The sequence below is a fragment of the Halorubrum sp. SP9 genome (assembly GCF_005435015.1).
In the GTDB taxonomy this organism is placed as follows: domain Archaea; phylum Halobacteriota; class Halobacteria; order Halobacteriales; family Haloferacaceae; genus Halorubrum; species Halorubrum sodomense.
The window spans coordinates 1-687 of sequence record NZ_SGXU01000225.1 but is presented as its reverse complement, the minus strand read 5'-3'; the positions used below and the strand labels follow the sequence as shown (position 1 = coordinate 687).

Annotated in this window: 1 pseudogene; it reads right to left on the bottom strand. The window is 54.6% G+C overall.

The annotated features are described in order from the left end of the window. Positions 1-483, bottom strand: a pseudogene (locus EXE45_RS20905) (hypothetical protein); the annotation flags it as partial. Positions 484-687: the final 204 nt, after the last annotated feature.

The window sequence follows — 687 nt, the reverse complement described above, 5'->3', positions numbered from 1 at the left end:
CCGCCACGAGTACCACTCTGCCACGACTCCCGCGAGCCCAACAACAAGCAAGCCGCCGAAAGCGCTCACGACGCTCGAAAATCCGAACGCGATCGAATTGGGGCCGACAAGCTCCCATTGCTGATACAGGAACCAATAGTCGACAGCGACCGTGATGAGCGGGCTGATGACGAGGAGACTCCCGTACAACAGCCAGAATAACCGATGTCGGCTCCAGATGGTGTACAGCGCGTAGGCGAGCCCAATCACGACACCATACCAAGCCAAATTCGAGACGAGATGACCGGTACTATCGTGAATCGTCGCTGCCGTCCAAGCGGTGACCAGACTAGGATTGCCGTACGTGAACACAAATTCCGAAGCTAGTCTGCTTGGAAGCCAAAGGTGGACACTAATAAGCACGATAGCAACTCCGAAGAGGGCGACGACATCGCCGTGGTCGCGCTGGTTTTGTGAGAGTAGCTGAGTGTCCGACGCAGTCATCGGTACGTGGCTATCTGATTCGCAGTGGTTCCCTCAAGAGGCTATTGGCTCCAACTCTATCCCGAAAGAGAAGTCCGAAGTTTGTGACTCCTGCTATCGTGTTCCTAACTACAGCGCAAATCCTGAAGAGAGAGTTCCAATCAGGAGGCACCCGGCTCTATAGAGACTGATGGACAGAAATCATGATACTGGCACCCGGTATGC